The sequence below is a fragment of the Aeromonas sp. QDB68 genome, from assembly GCF_027707405.1.
GTDB classification, from domain to species: Bacteria; Pseudomonadota; Gammaproteobacteria; order Enterobacterales; family Aeromonadaceae; genus Aeromonas; species Aeromonas caviae.
The window spans coordinates 1-632 of the sequence record NZ_JAPCIQ010000250.1 but is presented as its reverse complement, the minus strand read 5'-3'; the positions used below and the strand labels follow the sequence as shown (position 1 = coordinate 632).

Genomic DNA, 632 nt, shown 5'->3' with positions numbered 1-632 from the left:
AAAAATTATGTATTTTATGATCTGCACGCGAAACTATATTTGCTCGTTGCTTTAACACGCTGTGCTTCCGAATGTCCTATACTATTAACAGATCATTATCATTATTTTTATGCTACCGCATGTAATAAAAACCAAGGTTTTTTGATTCGATTCTATGCAAAACAAATATGCCTGTCTTTATATCGATCCAGGATGGATTTATTTAGTGAGGGTGACATTGAGCAACTTCACAAAGCTTGCTTACCACAATATCACTCTATCGAGGAAAATAAATATCTTCACAGAATAGATTCCCCTTGGCATAAAAATGGAGAGTTAGGTCTACTTCCTGAACTTTGGTTTAGTTATGATTTTGATCGATATTGGTTTGAGCCATTAGGGCGTGTTTTTGGTATTTCTGGTGTGCAAGTTGAAGATCTTGCAAAGCATGTTTTATTCAATGATTGGAAGTTAAGTTTTGATTCCGCACATATACCGGATTCAAGAGCTGCACTTTGGAAACGTTATCGGCTTAGTTCAGATACTTTCTCTTCGCATGGTGGCTATCCCAGAATTGATAGTTACGGGTTTTATATTTCGTATCATCTTATGTTTGAGGTTGCATCAAGATTACTTGCTAGGATGCCTGTAGT

At 36.2% G+C, this 632-nt stretch carries 1 protein-coding gene; it reads left to right on the top strand.

What is annotated here, in order from left to right; genetic code table 11:
• Positions 1-192: 192 nt before the first annotated feature.
• Positions 193-632: hypothetical protein (locus tag PG892_RS22495; RefSeq protein ID WP_270825940.1), on the top strand; the 440-nt coding region annotated here is incomplete at its 3' end.